Genomic DNA, 20,760 nt, shown 5'->3' with positions numbered 1-20,760 from the left:
CGGAAGCGTGAGAATTAAGAATACACAGAGCGCGGACGCGCCCTATCTCCCGGCAGGTCCTGAATCCGTCGGAGGCCGGCCATGCCCGTATCCCGTCGCGCCGTCATCGCCGCAGCCGCTATCGCCCCGCTCGCCGGCCGCCTCGCCGCGGCGGCCGAGCCGCTGATCCGCCGCCCGATACCCTCCACCGGCGAGATGCTTCCGGCCATGGGGATCGGCACGTCCCGGCGCTACGAGGTCGAGCCGACGCCCGAGGCGGTGGCGCCTTTGAAGGAGGCGGTGAAGACCTTCGTCGCACTCGGCGGATCGGTGATCGACACGGCCCCGAGCTACGGCACCGCCGAGGACGTCCTCGGCCTGATCCTGGCGGAGCCCGGCCTGCGCCAGAAGATCTTCCTCGCCAGTAAGGTCGACACGACCGGCCGCGACGCGACGCTCGCGGAGTTCGACCGATCGCTGAAGCGCATGAAGGTCGACACCCTCGACCTGGTGGCGGTCCACAACCTGATCGACGTGACCGGGAATCTGGCGGTCCTGCGCGATCTGAAGGCGCAGAAGCGCGTCCGGTACGTCGGCGTCACGGTCTGGCGCGACAACCAGCTCGACGCCCTGGAGGCCGTCATGAAGCGCGAGAGCCTCGACTTCATCCAGGTGAACTACGCCATCGACAACCGTGCCGCCGCGGAGCGCGTACTCCCGCTGGCCGCGGATCGCGGCGTGGCGGTGATGACCAACGTGCCGTTCGGCCGCGATCGCCTGTTCAAGGCGGTCCAGGGCAAGGAGTTGCCGGCGGTCGCCAAGGATCTCGGCTGCGCGAGCTGGCCGCAGTTCTTCCTGAAATACGTGCTCGGCAACCCGGCCGTGACCTGCCCGATCCCCGGCATGGCGAAGGCCGCCTATGTCGAAGACAACCTCGGGGCCGCGCGGGGCAAGCTGCCCGACGCGGCGCAGCGCAAGCAGATGGAGACGTTCATCGATGCGGTCTGATCTCACCTCGCGCCGCGCAGCGCTCGCCCTCGCGGCCGGCCTCGCCGTGGCCGCCGCTCTTCCCGCTTCCGTGCCCGCCGCGGCCCAGGACGGCGCGAAGAAGATCCGGATCGGCGTGATCGGCGCCGGGAACATCGGCGGCACGATCGGGTCGCTCTGGGTCAAGGACGGCCACGAGGTCATGTTCGCCTCCCGCCACCCGGAGCAGCTCGCCGCGATGGTCTCGGAGCTCGGGCCCAAGGCCAGGGCCGGCACGCCCGAGGAGGCGATCGAGTTCGGCGACGCCGTGTTCATCGCCGTCCCCTACAAGGCCTATCCGGACCTCGCGAAGGAGATCGGCCCGTCCCTCAAGGGGAAGGTCGTGCTCGATGCCGGCAACGCCACGCAGAAGCGCGACGGCGCGCTCTACGACGAGGTCCAGGCCAGCGGGATCGGCGCGACCTCGGCCAAGTACTTCCCCGGCGCCAAGATCGTGCGCGCCTTCAATGCGGCCAATTACAAGATCTTCGCCAAGGAGGGCGCGGACGGCGGCAAGGGTCGTGCGGGCGGGCGGATGGCGATCCCGATCGCCGGGGACGACCCGGAGGCGCTGAAGGTCGCCGAGGGCCTCGTCCGCGACGCCGGGTTCGACCCGGTGGTGGTCGGCCCGCTCAAGGATGCCGACAAGTTCGCCATGGGCAGCCCGGGCTTCGGTCACGACGTCACCGCGCCGGAGATGCGCGAGAAACTCGGACTGGCGAAGTAGGCGCGTCGTCCGGCCCCTCGCCGGGCCCCGCAACGGCGAGGGGTCCGACCGAGCCTTCCCCGAGGGAGGCCCGTCCGGGGAAGAAGCCCATTCCGGTGAGATCGGCCCATGCCTGAACCCGCCCGCGGCACGCTCGCGCGCCTGATCGACGTTCAGCCCGGCGAGGGCCGCGCTCTGGCCTGGTCCTGGGCCTACATCTTCTCGATCCTGGCCGCCTACTACGTGCTGCGCCCGATCCGGGACCAGATGGGCGTCGCCGGCGGCATCGAGAACCTGCCCTGGCTGTTCACCGCCACCCTCGTGGGGATGCTCGCCCTCAACCTGCCCTTCGCCTACCTGGTGAAACGGATGCCGCGGGCGCGGTTCGTGCCGATCACGTACCGGTTCTTCGCGGCCAACATCCTGGCCTTCGCGCTGACGCTCTACCTCGCGCCCGCCGAGTGGGGCGTGTGGATCGGCCGGGTGTTCTTCGTCTGGCTGTCGATCTTCAACCTGTTCGTGGTCTCGATCTTCTGGGCGACGATCGTCGACGTGTTCTCGAACGCCCAGGGCAAGCGATTGTTCGGCTTCATCGCGGCCGGCGCGACGCTCGGCGCCATCGCGGGCTCGGCGACCACGGCGATCCTGGCCAAGAACGTCCCGACCTGGGGCCTGATGCTGTGCGCGGTGGTGCTCCTCGAGGTCGCGGTGTTCTGCATGCGCGGGCTCGCCGCGCTGTCGACGCAGCTGCACGAGGTGCCGGGCCGCGACGGGGGCGCCGAGGACGGGCAGGACCGGACGATCGGCGGCAGCGTGCTCGCCGGCGTCACCCGGACTCTCGCATCGCCCTACCTGCTCAACATCTCGCTGTTCCTGCTGCTGTTCTCGGTGACCTCGACGTTCCTGTACTTCGAGCAGGCGGGCATCGCGAAGCGGAGCTTCCCGGACCGCGGCGCGCAGACGGCGTTCTTCGCCAGCGTCGACCTCGCGGTGAACGTCCTCACGCTGGGCATCCAGCTGTTCCTCACGGGCCGGATCGTGAACCGAATCGGCGTCGCCCTCACGCTGGCGATCCTCCCGGCCTTCAGCATCCTCGGCTTCGCGGCGCTCGCGCTCTGGCCGACGATCGGCGTCATCGTGGCGTTCCAGGTGCTCCGCCGGGCCGGGAACTTCGCGATCGCCCGGCCGGTGCGCGAGGTGCTGTTCACCGTCGTCCCCCGGGAGGACCGCTACAAGGCGAAGAGCTTCATCGACACGGTGGTCTACCGGTTGGGCGATCAGGTCGGCGCGTGGTCGTTCACCGGCATCCAGGGCATGGGGCTCGGCAGCGCCAGCGTGGCCGGCGCCGCGATCCCGCTGTCGATGGCGTGGCTCGTGAACAGCGTCTGGCTCGGGCGCGCGCAGGAGCGGCGGGGCTGAGCAGGCGGCGGAGCCGGGCATCGAGCCCGAACGGACCGCGCCGGTCGGCCGTGCGGCCGCTTCGCCCGGCGGGTGAGCGCCGTTTCGCCCCGCCTATCGATGCCGCATGAAGTCCCAGACCAGATAGGCCGGGAACGGCAGCATGATCGCGAAGAAGATCCAGTCGAACATCTGAGGCATCAAGCCGTCTCCCGCTCGGTCCCCCCTGGTTCTACCGGCTTCCCGAGGTGAAGTTCCGCGCGGCCGCGGCGGCCGTTAAGAGGCGGTTTACCCTGACGGGTGAGGTATCGCGCTCGTTCCGGGCGGGAGAGTGACATGGCGGGACCCGCATGGTCGGCGCCGCGGCGCCGGTGGCGTGCCGCCGATCCCGCGATGGCGCTGGTCGGGCTCCTCGCCCTGACACCGGCACCCGTCGCCGCGCAAGAGCCACTCTTCATCCGCATCCGCCCGCTGCCGGACGCCGAGGCGGCGCGCCTCGCCCGGGAGATGCTCTGGGCCCGCCGGCAGGCTCATGCCCGCGCGGTGATCGAATCGGTCTGCACCGGCTGCCTGGGCGCTTGGAAGCCCGAACCTGTCCCGCCACCGACGCCTGCGCCCGCGCAGGACAGGATTGCGAACCTCACCGTTCCGATAGGGGTTGAACTCGACCCCGGCTCCGGGGCATCCGAGCCCGGTCCCGATCCATCGACCTCCGAGAGGCATCCATGACGCAAGCGCATCCGACCAGCGGCGCCGAGCCCGAAGTCGATTGCCCGGTGACCCTCGAGGTTCTGGGCTCTGTGTACCGGGCCGACGATTTCGACCTGCCGCTGATCCTGGAGCAGATCCCGCCGCTGAAGCGCGCGCAGCTCGCCGCCTACCTCTACGGCAAGAGCCACATGCACAAGCTCGGGCTGAAGGTCGCCCGTTCCTGCGAGCGCGACGACCTGATCCGCGTGGCGGGAGAGATCGGCTCGGTGATCCACGGCCAGGCGCATTTGAAGCCGTCGCGACCGACTCCCGAGCCCGCCCCGCAGCTGCGCGCCAAGACCCCGCCCGGCCAGAAGAAGGTGAGCCTCGCCGGCGCCGCCGCGAAACCCGCGATCAGCCTCGGTGGCTCGGCCAAGGTCCGCAACTTCGACTGAGAGCTGGCGCGCGTCGGGCCAGCCGAGACCGCCGCGCGCGGCTGGCCGCGCCGGCACCGACGGGGCGACGGCGACGCGCGGGACCTGACGGTCGGGTCCGGCATTCCGTCGGTGACGGCACGTCGGAAGGCCGGACAATCCGGACTTGTGCGTTGCACGCGCCGCGGGCTTCGGATAATCGCCCGCGATGAACACCGACCACGACAAGATCCTGATCGTCGATTTCGGCTCTCAGGTGACGCAGCTCATCGCCCGCCGGGTGCGCGAGGAGGGCGTCTACTGCGAGATCGTGCCCTTCACGAAGGCCGAGGCCGCGTTCCGCGAGCAGAAGCCCAAGGGCGTAATCCTCTCCGGCGGCCCCGAATCGGTGACCGTCGCGGCCTCGCCCCGCGCGCCCCAACTCGTGTTCGATTCGGGCGTCCCGGTCTTCGGCATCTGCTACGGCCAGCAAACCATGGCGGCCCAGCTCGGCGGCGCCGTCGAGGGCGGCCACCACGCGGAGTTCGGCCGCGCCGAGGTCGAGATCCTGGCCGACTGCCCGCTGTTCAAGGGCGTCTGGCACAAGGGCGAGAAATACCCGGTCTGGATGAGCCACGGTGATCGCGTCACCAAGCTGCCGGACGGCTTCACCACCGTGGCGATCTCCAGGAACGCCCCCTTCGCGGCGGTTGCCGACGAGGCCCGCAACTACTACGCGGTCCAGTTCCACCCGGAGGTGGCGCACACGCCCCACGGCGCCCTGCTGATCCGCAACTTCGTGCGCGATGTCGCGGGCTGCTCGGGCGACTGGACCATGGGCGCCTACCGCGAAGAGGCCATCGCCAAGATCCGCGAGCAGGTCGGCTCCGAGAAGGTGATCTGCGGCCTGTCGGGCGGCGTCGATTCGGCCGTGGCGGCGGTGCTGATCCACGAGGCGATCGGCGATCAGCTGACCTGCGTGTTCGTCGACCACGGGCTCCTGCGCCTCGGCGAGGCCGAGCAGGTCGTGGCACTGTTCCGCGACCACTACAACATCCCGCTGGTCCACGTGGAGGCGTCGGGGATGTTCCTCGCGGCTCTGGAGGGCGTCAGCGACCCGGAAATAAAACGCAAGACGATCGGCCGCCTGTTCATCGACGTTTTCGAGGCTGAATCAAAGAAGATCGGCGGGGCGAAGTTCCTCGCGCAGGGCACGCTCTACCCCGACGTGATCGAGAGCGTGTCGTTCACCGGCGGCCCGTCCGTGACCATCAAGAGCCACCACAATGTCGGCGGCCTGCCCGAGCGCATGAACATGAAGCTCGTGGAGCCGCTGCGCGAGCTTTTCAAGGACGAGGTCCGGGTGCTCGGCAAGGAGCTCGGCCTGCCCGAGGGCTTCGTCGGCCGCCACCCGTTCCCGGGCCCGGGCCTGGCGATCCGCTGCCCCGGCACGATCACCGGCGAGAAGCTGGAGGCCCTGCGCAAGGCCGACGCGATCTACCTCGACGAGATCCGGCAGGCCGGCCTCTACGACACGATCTGGCAGGCCTTCGCGGTGATCCTGCCGGTGAAGACCGTCGGCGTGATGGGCGACGGGCGCACCTACGACCACGTCTGCGCGCTGCGCGCCGTCACCTCGGTCGACGGCATGACCGCCGACTTCTACCCGTTCGACATGGCCTTCCTGGGCCGGGTCGCGACCCGGATCATCAACGAGGTGAAGGGCATCAACCGGGTGACCTACGACATCACCTCGAAGCCGCCTGGCACGATCGAGTGGGAGTGAGCCGGCGTCCGGCCCGATCCCGCGCCGTCATCGCGAGCGGAGCGAAGCGACCCAGAGCAGCATGACGCTTCGATCCGTGTCGCGCTCCTGGATTGCTTCGCTCCGCTCGCGATGACGCGGCGCCGGTCCTCACGGGGTGCAGAGCGCCGGCTCGACCGCCTTCAGCGCCGGCCGGAACGCCGCGAGGTGCAGCCCGTCGCGCAGGGCGCCGGGCTTGGCGTAGCCCGTATCGCCGTCGCGAAGGGCGGCGAACGGATCCGTGAAGACGCAGCCGAGCCGCCCGCAGAGGTTCTGCAACCGGCGCGAGTAATCCGCGACCGCGCCGGCATCGACCAGCTTGCCGATCTCGCGACCGACCGGGGGGAGGGCGGTCACCACGACGCGCGAGCTGAGGGTCTGCAGCCGCTTGACGATCGTCTCGGCGGCGGCCTCGAACTGCTCCGTCGGCTTGTGCAGCTGCGGGTTGTTCTTCACCAGGATGTCGTTGGTCCCGATAGTCAGGACCGCGAGCCGGGGCTGCACCTTGAAGGTCAGGCGCGCGAGATAGTCCGCATAGCTGCCCGCGGTCGCGCCGCTGATCCCGCCGTTGAGGAAATCGAGCCCGCAGGGGCGCTGGCTACCGGGCTGCAGCTCCACCTGGGAATCGCCGGCCCAGAACACGTAGTCCGGCGGCGCCTCGTCGAGGCTGACCTGCACGGCGATCAGGCGCATCTCGGCGTAGGCCCGCGCGTCGGCCCCCGGCCGATGCAGGCGCCACCCGGCGAAGCCGCCGATCGCCAGGAGGGCGAGCCCGCCGAGAACGAGGGAAACGACGCGCTTCACGGCTCGGCCCCGGCCCGGTCGACCCGGGCGTCGGGCCGCGCGTCCGTCGAGGCGTAGTAGGGCTTGATGTCGAGGAGCGGCGTGCCGTCGAGGCAGTCGAGCCCGCGCACGCGGAGCGTGTCGCCGACGCGGCCGAGCAGTTCCACGACCGACAGGGCGATCGGGTTGGGACGGGCGGGCGAGCGCAGGGAGAACGTGCCCCTGGGGCCGTCGGCGTGGCGCGGCCGCTGGATCACGAGGCCGCGGGTCGCCCGGTCCATCCAGTAGAGGAGGATCAGGTGCGTGCAGCCCGTGACGTTGCGCAGGCCGGGGGCGTAGGCCGGGTCGACCTCGACGGTGCAGATTGCGTCGGCCTGCAGGCCGTTCTTCGGACAGTCGGACCGCGCCTGCCAGGGCGTGCGCAGTCGGCCGATGAAGTGGAGGCCCGCGTCGAAGGTCGCGGGCAGGGTGGCCCTCTCTTCACCGGGACGGGTCCCGAACTCATCTGCGTCCAGCCCCGTGTCCATGCCCGCGTCCTCGCCGCCGCGCTCCGCGCCGGCCGGCTTGTCGGCCATGTGTCCGCGGCTCGCAACCCCGCATCTCGCCCCCGGATGGCGCGGGGTGTAGATCCGGCAGCAGGAACGGAGGCGACATGATCGAGCGGGAATTGCGGCCGATGCAGGCGGTGGCGGATGCCGCGACCGCCATCGACCGGCTGGTCGAGCTCTACGACGACGCGGCCGGCGCCCTGCGGACCGCGCTGGAGCGCTACCTCGCCGGCGGGCCGCCGCCGGACGCCACGGAGCGTCTCGCCTTCCGCTACCCGGAACTACGGATCAGCTACCGCCCGGACGGGCCGCTGCCCCGGGTCCGGCGCGCCACCGCCAAGCTCCAGGCCGCCGGCACCTACGCCACCACAATCACGCATCCGGGATTCTTCCGGACGTACCTGACCCGCCAGCTGGAGCCGCTGATCGCCGACTACGGCATCGCCCTCGAGGTCGGTCTCAGCGCGCAGGAGATTCCCTATCCCTACGTGCTGGAGGCCGGGCTGGACGCGCGCGGGCGGAGCGTCGACGGCGCGGACCTCGCCACCTATTTCCCGGTGCCGCTCCTGTCGCTCGTGGGCGACGAGATCGCGGACGGGCTGTTCGACCAGATCCCTGGCGAGCCGCTGCCCCTGGCGCTGTTCGACGCGGTTCGGGTCGATTACTCGCTCCGGCGCCTCGTCCATTACACCGGCTGCGACTGGCGCGACGTCCAGCCCTGGATCCTGCTCACCAACTATCACCGCTACGTCGACCAGTTCGTCCGCCACGGCTTGGAGCGGCTCGCCTCGGGCGCGGAGGGGTTCGAGCGGCTGGTCCTGCCGGGCGGCGTGTCCGTGACCCGTGCCGAGGCGGTGGATGCAGACCCGGCCGCTGTGATCGCCGCCTCGCCCTGGCATCGCCATCAGATGCCGGCCTACCACTTGGTGGCGCGCGATTCCGACGGGACCCAGCAGGGCACGACGCTGGTCAATATCGGCGTCGGCCCCTCGAACGCGAAGACGATCACCGACCACCTCGCGGTGCTGCGCCCGGATTGCTGGCTGATGGTCGGCCATTGCGGCGGCCTGCGGCAGTCGCAGACCATCGGCGACTACGTGCTGGCGCACGCCTACCTCCGCCGCGACCGGATCCTCGACGAGCTCGTGCCGCCGGACGTGCCGGTGCCGGCCCTCGCCGAGGTGCAGGTCGCCCTTCAGGACGCCGCCGCCGCGGTGACGGGCGAGCAGGCTGACGCGCTCAAGCGGCGCCTGCGCACCGGCACGGTGGTGACCTACGACGATCGCAACTGGGAACTGCGCTTCAGCCAGGAGCGGCGTCGGATCAACCAGTCCCGCGCCGTGGCGGTGGACATGGAGAGCGGCACGGTCGCCGCCCAGGGCTTCCGCCTGCGCGTTCCCTACGGCGCGCTGCTCTGCGTCTCAGACAAGCCGCTCCACGGCGAGATCAAGCTGCCGGGTGCCGCCAACGCCTTCTACGATCGGGCCGTCTCGGAGCACCTCCGGGTCGGGCTGGCGGCCCTCGACGTTCTTCGGGCCGATCGGCAAGGTCTCCACTCGCGCAAGCTGCGCAGTTTCGATGAACCGCCCTTCCGGTGAGACTTCGTGAAGTCCAGGGTGACGTTCGAGCCCGACGTACATATCGCCAACTCAGCGACCGACTGCCACGCCATCGGTCATACTCAAGCTTGGATACAGCCACCTTAGAGCCGGGTTGAGTGGTTAAAGCACCACACATCAGGCTGAGCTTTCCCATGACTCGTATCGCACTCGTCTCCACCGCCCTCCTGACGGCCGTCGCGTTCGCGCCGACCGTCGCCGATGCCCGCGGCTTCGGCGGCGGTGGCTTCCACGGCGGCGGATTCGGCGGGGGCGGCTTCCACGGTGGCGGTTTCGGCGGCGGCTTCCGCGGCGGCAGTGTCGGCGGCGGGGCGTTCCGGAACGGCGGCTTCGGCGGCGGCGCCTTCCAGAACGGCGTCGGCGGGGCGCGGGTCGGCGGACTGGGCGGCGGCTTCCGCGGGGCCGGGCTCGGCGTGGCCGGCGTCGGCGGCGTCCGGACTGGCGGCCTGCGGGCCGGCGGATATAACCAGGCCGGCCGGTTCGGCGGGGTCGGGAACCGCGGGATCGCCGGTCGCGGCTTCGTCAACCGCGGCTATTACGGCCACCGCTACGGACGCGGCGTCGGCTACGGACTCGCCGGCCTCGGGCTCGGCCTCGGCGTCGGTTACGGCCTGGGCGGTCTCGACTACGGCTACGACAATTGCGCCTACACTTACGGCTACGGCGCCTACGACCCGGCTGCCTGCGACGGCTACTACGGCTACGGCTACTGAGTCAGGCGGCGCGGGTCTCGTCCCCGCGGCGCATCCTCGAAACCGCGCGACGCCCGGCCGGCCTTCGGTCGGGCAATGTCGTGAGGACCCCTGGGCCAGATCGGCCCACCGGATCCACAGCCTTCGCCGCAGGCGAAGGCTCGCTCAACAAGTCCCGAATTGCGAACCGTTCCAATCCGATGAGGATGCCGCTTCCGGCGTAGCGTGGTGCGGGGACGATCGCGGTGAGCGGCGAGGGACTGGTTGCGGCGACGGCGGGGCTGCTCGTGCTGTGCATGGGCCTGTGGGCGACCGCGCTGCTGCCCGAGATCGTCACGGCACTCGCCTTCTTCGGACTGGCGATGCTGCTGCGTCTCGGCTCGGCCGCAACGGTGTTCTCGGGCTTCTCGTCCTCCGCGTTCTGGCTGGTCCTGTCCGGCATGGTAGTGGGGCAGGGCATGACCCGGACCGGCCTGGGCGCCCGGATGGCGCGCACCCTCGCCCTGCGGCTCTCCGGCTCCTACGGCCGCTTCATCGCTGGGCTGGTGACGCTGAGCTTCCTCATCGCCTTCGTCATGCCGTCGAATCTGGGCCGCATTGCCCTGATGATCCCCGTCACCCTCGCACTCTGCGACGCCTTCGGCCTCGCGGCCGGGCGCCCGGGGCGGACGGGTGCGGTCCTAGCCGTCGGCCTCGCCACCCCGATCCTCTCTGCGGCGATCCTGCCCGCCAACGTCCCGAACCTCGTGATGGCCGGCTCGGCCGAGCACCTGCTCGGCCTGCACCTGTCGTACCTCTCTTACTTCCTTCTGCATGCCCCGGTCCTGGCCCTGGTGAAGGGCGTGCTGCTCGTCGGCCTCATCGTCCGGCTGTTCCCGGACAACCTCGGCTCCGCCGCTCCGGCCCTGTCGGACCTTCCCCCGCTGTCCGCGCCCGAGCGGCGCCTCGCGGTGATCCTCGCCTGCACGCTGATCCTCTGGATGACCGACAGCCTCCACGGCCTTGCCCCCGCCTGGGTCGGCCTCGCCGCCGCGGTCGTCTGCCTGCTGCCGCGGATCGGGGTCCTGCCGCCGGAGGCGTTCCAACAGGTGAACCTGCGGACCTGCTTCTACATCGCGGCGCTGCTCGGCCTCGTCGCCCTCGTCAACGAGACCGGGCTCGGCGAGCGCCTCGGCCATCTGCTGCTGACCGTCGCCCCCCTGGCGCACAACGCGCCGACGCAGAACTTCGCGGTGCTCACCGGCATCGCCACGGTGCTGACCCTCCTCGTCACCGCCAACGGCGCCCCGGCCCTGTACACGGCGCTCGCGGGCGAGATGTCGGAGGCGAGCGGCCTGTCACCCTTCGCGGTCGTCTCGCTGCAGGTGATCGGCTACTCGACCCTGTTCTTCCCCTATCAGGCGCCCCCGATCGTGTTCGCCAGCGAGCTCGGGCGGGTCCGTCTCCGGGACGCGACCCGGCTCACCTTGAGCTTCGGTTTCCTGTCGCTCCTCGTGGCGGCGCCGCTCGACTACGCGTGGTGGCGCCTCCTGGGACAGCTGAAGTGACAGAATCGGCAAAGTGTCGCCCCAGAGGGCACATTGCGCCGCACCATGACGGATTGCGGGTTGCCCGCTCAGGCTCTAGCGCTACCAGATTAGAGACGGTCCAGTTCGCAGCTGCGAGGCTTCAACACGATGGCACCCACCGCCCGCCCGACAGTGGCTCAGCCCATGTCGCCGCATCTCCAGATCTATCGCTGGACCTGGACGATGGCGATGTCGGTGTTCCACCGCATCACCGGCACCGCGCTCTACGGCGGGACTGCTCTCGTCGCGATCTGGCTCGTGGCTCTGGCCTCGGGACCGGCCGGCTACTCTTACGTGGCTGGGTTCTTCGGCTCGATCTTCGGGCGCCTGATCCTGTTCGTCTACACGTGGATCCTGATGCACCACATGCTCGGCGGCATCCGGCACCTGATCTGGGACACCGGTGTCGGCTTCGACCGGGAGAAGCGCCTCTCGATGGCCCGGCTGACGCTGATCGGCTCGGTGGCCCTCACCCTCGTCATCTGGGCGGTCGCCCTTCTGGTCCGCTGAGGAGGACGACATGGCTAAGGAAGAGGTCCGGCAGGACACGCGCGTCTCGATCCGCACGCCGCGCGCCCGCGTGCGCGGCCTCGGCGTCTCCCATCACGGCGCCGGGCACTGGTGGCTGCAGCGGCTGACCGCCGTCGCCAACGTCGTGCTGATGCTGAGCTTCGTGGTGATCATCGCCAAGATGGCGGGCCGCGGCTACCCGGAGGCGCGGCTCCTCGTCGCGACCCCTCTGGTGTCGATCCTCCTGATCCTGGCGCTACTGTCGGTCACGGTCCACATGCGCCTCGGCATGCAGGTGATCATCGAGGACTACGTGCACGCGCCGGCGACGAAGATCGCGGCGGTGTTCGCCAACAACGCCTACGCGGTCGTCGTGGCCGTCGCCTGCCTCTACGCGGTCCTGCGCATCGGCTTCGGACAGCCGGCCTGACCCCGTCAACATCGATCTCGAGGAGCCGAACATGGCCGCCAACGGCACAAACGGCAGCGGGCCTGCCTACACCATCCACGATCACGCCTTCGACGTCGTGATCGTCGGCGCGGGCGGCGCAGGACTGCGCGCCACGGTGGGCTGCTCGGAAGCGGGCCTGCGCACCGCCTGCATCACCAAGGTGTTCCCGACGCGCTCGCACACGGTGGCGGCGCAGGGCGGCATCTCGGCCTCGCTGGGCAACATGGGCCCGGACGACTGGCGCTGGCACATGTACGACACCGTGAAGGGATCGGACTGGCTCGGCGACCAGGACGCCATCGAGTACCTCGTGCGCAACGCGCCCGCCGCCGTCTACGAGCTGGAGCACTGGGGCGTACCGTTCTCCCGCACGGAGGAGGGCAAGATCTACCAGCGCCCGTTCGGCGGCATGACGACCGATTACGGCAAGGGCACCGCCCAGCGCACCTGCGCGGCGGCCGACCGGACCGGCCACGCGATGCTGCACACCCTCTACGGGCAGGCGGTGAAGAACCAGACCGATTTCTTCATCGAGTACTTCGCCCTCGACCTGATCATGGACGACGAGGGCCGCTGCCGCGGCGTCATCGCCCTCGATCAGGCCACCGGCGAGATCCACCGCTTCCGCGCCCAGATGACCATCCTGGCGACCGGCGGCTACGGCCGCGCCTACTTCTCGGCGACCTCCGCCCATACCTGCACGGGCGACGGCAACGCCATGGTGCTGCGCGCCGGCCTGCCGCTGCAGGACATGGAGTTCGTGCAGTTCCACCCGACCGGCATCTACGGCGCGGGCTGCCTGATCACCGAAGGCTCCCGCGGCGAGGGCGGCTACCTCACCAATTCCGAGGGCGAGCGCTTCATGGAGCGCTACGCGCCGTCGGCGAAGGACCTCGCCTCGCGCGACGTGGTCTCGCGCTCCATGACCATGGAGATCCGCGACGGCCGCGGCGTCGGCAAGAACAAGGACCACATCTACCTGCACCTCGACCACCTGGACCCGAAGATCCTGCACGAGCGCCTGCCGGGCATCTCGGAATCCGCGCGGATCTTCGCGGGCGTCGACGTGACCAAGGAGCCGATCCCGGTCATCCCGACGGTCCACTACAACATGGGCGGCATCCCCACGAACTATCACGGCGAGGTGCTGACGCTGCGCGACGGCAACCCCGACACGGTGGTCCCGGGGCTGATGGCGATCGGCGAGGCGGCCTGCGTCTCCGTCCACGGCGCCAATCGCCTCGGCTCGAACTCGCTGATTGACCTCGTGGTCTTCGGCCGCGCCGCCGGCAAGCGCTGCGCCGAGATCGTCGAGCCGAACGGCCGGGCCATGGAGTTGCCCAAGGGCGCGACCGATAAGGCCCTCGAGCGCCTCGACCGGTTCCGCTATGCCAACGGCTCGACGCCGACCGCCGACCTCCGTGCCGAGATGCAGAAGACGATGCAGAACAACTGCGCCGTGTTCCGCACCGGCGAGGTGCTGGAGGAGGGCAAGGGCCTGATCCACAAGGTCTGGAACGCCGCCGCCGACGTGAAGATCACCGACCGGTCGCTGGTCTGGAACACCGACCTCCTGGAGACTCTGGAGTTCGACAACCTGATCGGCCAGGCGGTGGTGACGATGGAATCGGCCGCCAACCGCACGGAATCGCGCGGCGCCCACGCGCGCGAGGACTTCCCGGACCGCGACGACAAGGACTGGATGAAGCACACGCTGTCCTGGCTCGACGAGGGCCAGCACCAAGTGGTCATCGATTACCGCCCGGTCCACACCTACACGATGTCCAACGAGATCCAGTACATCGAGCCCAAGGCGCGCGTGTACTGATCTGCAACTCTGCACAACGACTGCGGCGGCGGGGCCTCACCCCTCCGGCCGCCGCGTCCTGCTCCAGCGGAAGCCGTCGAGAACCATGGCTCAGTTCAACCTTCCGAAGAATTCCCAGATCACCCAGGGCAAGTCCTGGCCGGCCCCGCCCGGCGCCAGGAACCTGCAGACCTTCAAGATCTACCGCTGGAACCCGGATGACGGGGCCAACCCGCGGATCGACACCTATCAGGTCGACCGCGAGGATTGCGGCCCGATGGTCCTCGACGCGCTGCTGTGGATCAAGAACAAGGTCGACCCGACGCTGGTCTTCCGCCGCTCCTGCCGCGAGGGCATCTGCGGCTCCTGCGCGATGAACATCGAGGGGCAGAACGCGCTCGCCTGCACGATGGGCATCGACGAGTGCAAGAGTCCCGACAACGCCCTGCCGGTGATGACCCGCAAGGACAAGGACGGTGCGATCCGGATCTACCCGCTGCCGCACATGCCGGTCCTCAAGGATCTCGTGCCGGACCTGACGAATTTCTACGCCCAGCACGCCGCCATCGAGCCCTGGCTCCAGACCGAGACGCCCGCGCCCGAGAAGGAGTGGCGCCAGACGCCGGAGGACCGCTCCCGCCTCGACGGCCTCTACGAGTGCATCCTGTGCGCGTGCTGCACCACGTCGTGCCCGAGCTACTGGTGGAACGGCGACAAGTTCCTCGGCCCGGCGGCCCTGCTGCAGGCCTATCGCTGGCTGATCGACTCGCGCGACGAGAACACGGGCCACCGCCTCGACGGGCTGCACGACCCGTTCCGGCTGTACCGCTGCCACACGATCATGAACTGCGCCAACACGTGCCCGAAGAGCCTGAACCCGGCGAAGGCCATCGCCGAGATCAAGAAGATGATGGTCGAGCGCACGCTCTGATCGCGCAGTCGAGTCGGGTGTTGAGGCCTGAGGGCCACACCCGGCCGAAAAGGCCGGCTCTCCGCAGCAGAGTTGGTCCGGGCTGAGAGGGCTGCCTTGCGGACAGCGCAATTGCCACGGAGTCAGGATCGAAGCGCCTCCGCGCCGTGAATCCTGACCCGAAGTGGACCGATGCTGCGCCCGAGCCTGTCGACGTTCGCCGTTCTCTGTCTGGCCGCCAGCCTCGGCGCCTGCGCCTCCAGCCGCCTCGACGGGCCGCGCACCCGGGGGCCGTCGCCCCAGGCGTCCCTGGACACGGTGCCGGCCATGCCGTCGGGCACGGTGACGGCGGCCCCGCTGGCGCCGCCGCCCGGCGTCGCGGCGAGCCCCGACGCGCCGCCCCCGCCCGGTGCCCAGGCGGCCGCGCCGCCCGCCGGCGGCCCCACCGTGATCGCCGAGCCGGTCGCCCCGCCGGCGCCGCCGCCGCCGGTCGCCACGGGCGGCCGCTCGTCGGTGGTCGGAAGCTGGGATGCGCGGGACGCGACCGGTGCGAACTGCAAGGTCACGCTCTCGAGCACCCCGGCCCTCGACCTCTACCGGGCGACGGCCGCGGGCTGCGCCAACAAGGATCTCGCGCGGGTCTCGGCCTGGGACTTCCGCGACGGCGAGGTCTACCTCTACCAGCCGGGCGGCTCGGTGGCGGCGCGGCTGCGCCAGGGCGGCGGCGGCCTGGAAGGCGCCCTCACCAAGTCCGGCGCGGCCCTCGCCCTGAACCGCTGAGGCCGGGCGGCGCGACCACGCCGCGCGGTTGGCGCGCGGCGGGAGGCGCTTACATGAGGGGCTCCCGCCGCGTCACGCCCCTGTCAACATGTTCCTCGATTGGCTTGAACGCCGCGTCGACCCCTTCGCGCCCTTCGACGAGGCGCGGATGCCGCCGCGGTCGGTGCTCGGCTTCGCCTGGTTCTACCTGCGCCCGATCCGCGCCGCCCTGGCGGCGCTGTTCGTCATCGCGGTGATCGCCGGCACGGTCGAGGCCTCCCTCTACCTCGTGATGCGCTGGTTCATCGACCTACTCGGCTCGGCCGACCGGGCGACGGTGCTGTCGGACCACGCGGTCGAGCTCGGGCTGGTGGTCCTGCTGATCGCCGTGGTGCGACCGCTGTCGATCTGGGCCCACGAGGTGCTGTCCAACCAGCTCGTCGTGCCGCAATCGACCAGCCAGATCCGCTGGCGGGCGCATCTCTACACCCTCGGGCACGCGCTCTCGTATTTCCAGGGCGACTTCTCGGGACGGCTCGCCAACCGCGTCGTCCAGGTGGGCCCGGCGGTGCGGGAACTCGCCGTCGTCTTCATCGACACCCTCCTGTACGTGGCGATCTACGCGATCACCGCGGTCGGGCTGTTCAGCGCGATCTCGCCGTGGCTCGCCGTCCCGGTGCTGCTCTGGATCGCCGCCTACGCGGCCCTGACCGCGTGGTTCGTGCCCCGGGCCCGCGCGCGCTCGCACAAGACCGCCGACACCCGCTCGACGCTGATCGGCCGCATCGTCGACAGCTACACCAACATTCTGACGGTGAAGCTCTTCGCCCGCGACCGCGAGGAGCGGGCCGCGGTGCAGGACGCCGTGGAAGTCCACACCGCCGCCTATCTCCACCAGTTCCGGCTGGTCACCCTGACGACGAGCCTCCTCGGCCTGCTCAACAGCGGGCTCCTGATCGCTACCGGCGCGGCCTGCCTCGTGCTGTGGCGCGACGGCGGCATGACGACCGGCGAGGCGTCGGCGGGGCTCGCCCTGGTCCTCAGGCTCATCGCCATGTCGGGCTGGGTCATGCAGACCGTGCGCGGCGTCTTCGAGAATGTCGGCGTGGTCCAGGAGAGCATGCAGACGATGGCCCAGCCGCACGCCCTCGTCGACGCGCCGGACGCGCGGACGCTCGCCGTCACCGGCGGCGAGATCCGGTTCGCGGAGGTCGGCTTTCACTACGGGCGCGGCGACGCCACCGTCATCGAGGATTTCTCCCTGACGATCCATCCGGGCGAGAAGGTCGGGCTGGTCGGCGTCAGCGGCGCCGGCAAGTCGACCCTGGCGGGCCTGCTCCTGCGGCTCTACGACGTGGAGAGCGGGCGGATCCTGGTGGACGGCCAGGACATCGCGACGGTGACCCAGCAATCCCTGCGCGAGGCCATCGCGATGGTCAGCCAGGACACCTCCCTGCTGCACCGCTCCATCCGCGACAACATCGCCTACGGCCGCCCCGGCGCCACCCAGGCGGAGATCGAGCGGGCCGCGCGGCTCGCCCACGCGGACACGTTCATCGCCGATCTCGTCGACCACAAGGGCCGGCGCGGCTACGATGCCCAGGTCGGCGAGCGCGGCGTCAAGCTGTCCGGCGGCCAGCGCCAGCGCATCGCCATCGCCCGCGTCATGCTGAAGGACGCGCCGATCCTGATTCTCGACGAGGCGACCTCGGCGCTCGACAGCCAGGTCGAGGCGGCGATCCAGGAATCCCTCGACACGCTGATGGCCGGCAAGACCGTGCTGGCCATCGCGCACCGCCTGTCGACGATCGCGGCCCTCGACCGGCTGGTCGTGATCGACCGCGGCCGGATCATCGAGGAGGGGACTCACGCCGAGTTGGTCGCCGCCGGCGGCGTCTATGCCGGCCTCTGGACGCGACAGTCGGGCGGCTTTCTCGACGACGGGACGGCCCGGTACGACAGCGCCGTCGCCTGAGCGTCGGAGGAGCGAGATTGCCGGCAACATACCGCTACGATCGAGGGGCGACCTTATCGCCGCGCCGCACACTGCGGCTTGACTCGGGGGCGGCAGACGGTCTCATTGCTCAGATTAGAACCATAATGCTTTGTTCCCGGGACGAGCCGGGACGAGGGCACCTGCGGCCCTGACGCCGACGCATGGAGTTCCGAACCTTGGCGAACACATCAGCCGCCGCTGCCGCGGTCTCTGGTCATGAGGGCAGCCGCCGTGACTTTCTGTTCCTGGCGACGGGCGCCGGGTTGGCGGTCGGGGCGGGGGCCGTCGTCTGGCCGCTGATCTCCTCCATGGCACCCGACGCCGAAACGATCGCCGCCGGCGCGCCGATCGAGGTCGACCTGACGCCGATCCAGGACGGCCAGATCATCAACGTCTTCTGGCGCGGCAAGCTGATCTTCGTGCGCAAGCTGACCGCCAAGGAAGTGACCGACATGAAGGCGGTCCCGCTCTCGGCCATGATCGACCCGGCCGCCTTCCCGACGCGGGTCAAGAGCGGCCACGACCAGTGGCTGGTGGTCTACGGCAACTGCACACATCTCGGCTGCGTGCCGATCGGCCACCAGGGCAATTTCGAGGGCTGGGCCTGCCCGTGCCACGGCTCGCAATTCGACGCGGTGGGTCGCGTGCGCCACGGACCGGCGCCCATCAACCTGCCGATCCCGCCCTACGCCTTCCAGACCGATACCAAGATCCGGATCGGCGAAGGCGGCAAGGAAGCGGCCTGAGGAGGACGGAAGCATGAGCGGAACAGCCAGCACCTACGTCCCGAAGAGCCGCGTGGCCAAATGGTTCGAGGCGCGCCTGCCCATCGCCGGGCTGGTGCACTCGTCCTTCATCGCCTACCCGGTTCCGCGGAACCTCAACTACTTCTGGACCTTCGGGGCGATCCTCGCCGCTTTCCTGGGAATCCAGATCGTCACCGGCATCTGGCTGGCGATGCACTATGAGCCCTCGGCGACAGGTGCCTTCACCTCCGTCGAGAAGATCATGCGCGACGTGAACTACGGCTGGCTGCTGCGCTACGCGCACGCCAACGGCGCCTCGATGTTCTTCGTCGCCGTCTACGTCCACATGTTCCGCGCCCTCTATTACGGGTCTTACAAGGCGCCGCGCGAGGTGCTCTACATCCTAGGCGTCGTCATCTACCTCCTGATGATGGCGACCGCCTTCCTCGGCTACACGCTGCCGTGGGGCCAGATGAGCTTCTGGGGCGCGACCGTCATCACCAACATCCTGGCGGCGATCCCGGTGGTCGGCGACACGATTCAGACCCTGCTGTGGGGCGGCTACTCGGTGGGCAACCCGACCGTGAACCGCTTCTTCTCGCTGCACTACCTGCTGCCGTGGATGATTGCCGGCGTGGTCGTGCTGCACGTCTGGGCCCTGCACGTCACCGGGCAGAACAACCCGGCCGGCATCCCGATCAAGTCGGGCAAGGACGCGGTGCCGTTCACGCCCTACGCGACGGTCAAGGACGTGTTCGCGACCTGCGTGTTCATGATCCTGTTCGCGTGGTTCCTGTTCTACCAGCCGAACTATCTCGGCCACGCCGACAACTACATCCAGGCGAACCCGGCGGTGACGCCCGCGCACATCGTGCCGGAATGGTACTTCCTGCCGTTCTACGCGATCCTGCGCGCGGTCCCGAGCAAGCTCGGCGGCGTCATCCTGATGTTCTCGGCGGTGATCATCCTGGCCTTCGCGCCGTGGCTCGACACGTCGCGGATCCGGTCGTGCAACTACCGGCCGATCTACCGCCAGTTCTTCTGGGTGTTCATCGGCGCGACCCTGCTCCTCGGCTGGCTCGGCTCGCAGCCCCCGGAGGGCGGCTACGTGCTCGCCGCCCAGGTCTGCACCGCCTACTACTTCGCGCACTTCCTGATCGTCATGCCGCTCTGCGGCCTGTTCGAGACGCCAAAGAAGTTGCCGGGCTCGATCCTCGAGAGTGTGACCGGACCGGGCAAGCAGGTGACCGGATCCGGCATGCCGGCGGGCGCCGCCGCCGCTCCGACCACCAAAGGCTGACGGGCTGACGACAGGACCATGATGATGACCCGCGTCCTCTCGACGACCGCCGCGGCCGCCCTGGCGGCCCTGCTGATCGGCGCCGTGCCGGTCTCCGCCCAGGAAGGACATGGCGGGCCGATCCCGGCCCGCGTGAACTGGAGCTTCGCCGGCGTGTTCGGCCGCTTCGACACCGCGCAGCTGCAGCGCGGATTCCAGGTCTACAAGGAGGTCTGCTCCGCCTGCCACTCGATGAAGCTGGTCTCCTTCCGCAACCTCGCGCAGGAGGGCGGGCCGCACTTCTCGGCCGGGCAGGTCAAGGCGCTGGCCGCGACCTACCAGGTGAAGGACGGGCCGAACGACGCCGGCGACATGTTCGAGCGGCCGGGCCGCCCGGCCGACACCTTCCCGCCGCCCTTCCCGAACGATCAGGCTGCGGCCGCGGCCAACGGCGGCAAGGCCCCGCCGGACTTCTCGGTCATCGCCAAGGCGCGGACCTTCTCCCGCGGCTCGCTCTACTTCCTGACCGACTGGTTGCCGCTGGTCGGCTACTCGGAACAAGGGCCGGACTACATCCACGCCCTGATCAACGGCTACCAGGATCCGCCGAAGGACTTCGCGCTGCCGGAGGGCGGCCACTACAACAAGTACTATCCGGGCCACATCATCGCGATGCCGCCGCCGATCACCGACGGGCAGGTCTCCTACCCGAAGAACGATCAGGGCCAGCCGGTCGTGCCCGAGACACTGGACCAGTACGGCAAGGACGTCTCGGCCTTCCTGATGTGGGCGGCCGAGCCGCACATGATGGACCGCAAGGCTTTGGGCTTCCGGGTGATCCTGTTCCTGATCATCCTGTCGGGCCTGCTCTACTACGTGAAGAAGAAGATCTGGGCGGATGTCGGCGGCGAGGTCCACGGCCTCCAGCCGGAGCTGCACAAGACCTACTGAGGCGGGCCGGATCGGCTCGCAGTTCGGATGGGCCTCCCTCGCGGAGGCCCATCTTTTTTTCGGCCGGCACTCCATGCTACCGCTCGCCCGCCGCGACGGTCCGCCTTCCGAAACCGTCCGTCCCC

General features: G+C 69.7%; 20 protein-coding genes. 18 read left to right on the top strand and 2 right to left on the bottom strand.

Annotated elements, in window-relative coordinates:
* The first annotated feature begins 81 nt into the window (after window positions 1–81).
* The 6 genes from LXM90_RS21410 (at window position 82) to guaA (ending at window position 5,998) form a co-directional block, all read left to right on the top strand.
* Entirely contained in the window at window positions 82–987 is a 906-nt protein-coding gene (locus tag LXM90_RS21410) for an aldo/keto reductase (protein ID WP_020091757.1), read from the top strand.
* A complete protein-coding gene (locus LXM90_RS21405) occupies window positions 977–1,732 on the top strand; it encodes an NADPH-dependent F420 reductase (RefSeq protein ID WP_020091758.1) in 756 nt (251 codons plus the stop codon). Before LXM90_RS21410 ends, LXM90_RS21405 begins: the two co-directional genes overlap by 11 nt.
* 108 nt (window positions 1,733–1,840) lie before the next feature.
* Window positions 1,841–3,130, top strand: a complete 1,290-nt coding sequence (locus LXM90_RS21400; RefSeq protein ID WP_234081037.1) for an NTP/NDP exchange transporter — start codon at window positions 1,841–1,843, stop codon at window positions 3,128–3,130.
* A 315-nt stretch (window positions 3,131–3,445) separates the two neighbouring features.
* The gene (locus LXM90_RS21395) at window positions 3,446–3,838 is read left to right on the top strand and encodes a hypothetical protein (protein WP_026604729.1); all 393 of its coding nucleotides are present in this window, start codon (window positions 3,446–3,448) and stop codon (window positions 3,836–3,838) included.
* Window positions 3,835–4,254, top strand: a complete 420-nt coding sequence (locus LXM90_RS21390; protein WP_020091761.1) for a hypothetical protein — start codon at window positions 3,835–3,837, stop codon at window positions 4,252–4,254. Before LXM90_RS21395 ends, LXM90_RS21390 begins: the two co-directional genes overlap by 4 nt.
* A 187-nt stretch (window positions 4,255–4,441) precedes the next feature.
* Entirely contained in the window at window positions 4,442–5,998 is a 1,557-nt protein-coding gene (guaA, locus tag LXM90_RS21385) for a glutamine-hydrolyzing GMP synthase (RefSeq protein ID WP_020091762.1), read from the top strand.
* Between the two features lie 129 nt (window positions 5,999–6,127).
* On the opposite strand, the gene LXM90_RS21380 is transcribed toward guaA, so the two are convergent.
* Entirely contained in the window at window positions 6,128–6,820 is a 693-nt protein-coding gene (locus LXM90_RS21380) for an SGNH/GDSL hydrolase family protein (RefSeq protein ID WP_020091763.1), read from the bottom strand.
* Window positions 6,817–7,326, bottom strand: a complete 510-nt coding sequence (tsaA, locus tag LXM90_RS21375) for a tRNA (N6-threonylcarbamoyladenosine(37)-N6)-methyltransferase TrmO (RefSeq protein WP_042674310.1) — start codon at window positions 7,324–7,326, stop codon at window positions 6,817–6,819. Before tsaA ends, LXM90_RS21380 begins: the two co-directional genes overlap by 4 nt.
* A 125-nt stretch (window positions 7,327–7,451) precedes the next feature.
* Between tsaA and LXM90_RS21370 the strand changes: the two genes are divergently transcribed.
* The 12 genes from LXM90_RS21370 (at window position 7,452) to LXM90_RS21315 (ending at window position 20,635) form a co-directional block, all read left to right on the top strand.
* Window positions 7,452–8,945 carry an AMP nucleosidase gene (locus tag LXM90_RS21370; RefSeq protein WP_020091765.1) on the top strand — a complete coding sequence of 498 codons (1,494 nt, stop codon included), beginning with the start codon at window positions 7,452–7,454 and terminating at the stop codon, window positions 8,943–8,945.
* Window positions 8,946–9,100: 155 nt separating this feature from the next.
* Window positions 9,101–9,679, top strand: coding sequence for a hypothetical protein (locus tag LXM90_RS21365; RefSeq protein ID WP_020091766.1), 579 nt, complete (start codon window positions 9,101–9,103; stop codon window positions 9,677–9,679).
* A 275-nt stretch (window positions 9,680–9,954) separates the two neighbouring features.
* Window positions 9,955–11,205: an SLC13 family permease gene (locus LXM90_RS21360; RefSeq protein WP_199778763.1), complete on the top strand. Its 1,251-nt coding sequence runs from the start codon at window positions 9,955–9,957 to the stop codon at window positions 11,203–11,205.
* 129 nt (window positions 11,206–11,334) lie between these two features.
* Window positions 11,335–11,736, top strand: a complete 402-nt coding sequence (gene sdhC, locus LXM90_RS21355; protein WP_026604731.1) for a succinate dehydrogenase, cytochrome b556 subunit — start codon at window positions 11,335–11,337, stop codon at window positions 11,734–11,736.
* Window positions 11,737–11,746: 10 nt separating this feature from the next.
* Window positions 11,747–12,166 carry a succinate dehydrogenase, hydrophobic membrane anchor protein gene (gene sdhD, locus LXM90_RS21350; protein ID WP_042674306.1) on the top strand — a complete coding sequence of 140 codons (420 nt, stop codon included), beginning with the start codon at window positions 11,747–11,749 and terminating at the stop codon, window positions 12,164–12,166.
* Window positions 12,167–12,197: 31 nt separating this feature from the next.
* A complete protein-coding gene (gene sdhA, locus LXM90_RS21345) occupies window positions 12,198–14,015 on the top strand; it encodes a succinate dehydrogenase flavoprotein subunit (RefSeq protein ID WP_020091770.1) in 1,818 nt (605 codons plus the stop codon).
* An 85-nt stretch (window positions 14,016–14,100) separates the two neighbouring features.
* Window positions 14,101–14,925 carry a succinate dehydrogenase iron-sulfur subunit gene (locus LXM90_RS21340; protein ID WP_020091771.1) on the top strand — a complete coding sequence of 275 codons (825 nt, stop codon included), beginning with the start codon at window positions 14,101–14,103 and terminating at the stop codon, window positions 14,923–14,925.
* A 171-nt stretch (window positions 14,926–15,096) separates the two neighbouring features.
* Window positions 15,097–15,684: an AprI/Inh family metalloprotease inhibitor gene (locus LXM90_RS21335; RefSeq protein ID WP_020091772.1), complete on the top strand. Its 588-nt coding sequence runs from the start codon at window positions 15,097–15,099 to the stop codon at window positions 15,682–15,684.
* A gap of 88 nt (window positions 15,685–15,772) precedes the next feature.
* A complete protein-coding gene (locus LXM90_RS21330) occupies window positions 15,773–17,638 on the top strand; it encodes an ABC transporter ATP-binding protein (protein ID WP_020091773.1) in 1,866 nt (621 codons plus the stop codon).
* Between the two features lie 182 nt (window positions 17,639–17,820).
* Window positions 17,821–18,405 (top strand): ubiquinol-cytochrome c reductase iron-sulfur subunit, encoded by a 585-nt coding sequence (gene petA, locus LXM90_RS21325; protein WP_081636448.1) that lies wholly within the window; start codon window positions 17,821–17,823, stop codon window positions 18,403–18,405.
* Between the two features lie 13 nt (window positions 18,406–18,418).
* Window positions 18,419–19,705: a cytochrome b gene (locus LXM90_RS21320; RefSeq protein WP_020091775.1), complete on the top strand. Its 1,287-nt coding sequence runs from the start codon at window positions 18,419–18,421 to the stop codon at window positions 19,703–19,705.
* Window positions 19,706–19,723: 18 nt separating this feature from the next.
* Complete coding sequence (locus LXM90_RS21315; protein ID WP_020091776.1) at window positions 19,724–20,635, top strand: cytochrome c1; 912 nt, start codon at window positions 19,724–19,726, stop codon at window positions 20,633–20,635.
* Window positions 20,636–20,760: the final 125 nt, after the last annotated feature.

The sequence above is a fragment of the Methylobacterium oryzae genome, from assembly GCF_021398735.1.
Taxonomy (GTDB): Bacteria; Pseudomonadota; Alphaproteobacteria; order Rhizobiales; family Beijerinckiaceae; genus Methylobacterium.
This window is presented reverse-complemented; position numbering and strand designations above follow the sequence as displayed.